Annotated in this window: 1 pseudogene; it reads left to right on the top strand. The window is 36.3% G+C overall.

The features are described from left to right. Nucleotides 1-204 (top strand): annotated as a pseudogene (locus tag AB3I00_RS14925) (Phi-29-like late activator); the annotation flags it as partial.

The following is a 204-nucleotide window of genomic DNA, read 5'->3' as shown; positions in this document are numbered from 1 at the left end:
TAAAAAAGGTTATGTGATAGATGGTTATTTTGAAGGGGATTACGATACATGGATTGGTGTATATGCTCGCCCAGAAGATAAGCCTACCTATCTTGATCCGATAGATTTTGAAGGAGCGCTTCTACAAGAAAAATATAGCGTTGATGGTTTTAAACAAGATTTTGCCAAGTGGTTTGAATGGCAAATTAAGAATGGACGTTTAGT

Source organism: Enterococcus sp. C76 (assembly GCF_040886985.1).
In the GTDB taxonomy this organism is placed as follows: Bacteria; Bacillota; Bacilli; order Lactobacillales; family Enterococcaceae; genus Enterococcus_B; species Enterococcus_B lactis.
Note: the sequence above shows the minus strand (reverse complement) of the source record. Positions and strands in the feature narration are given on the sequence as shown.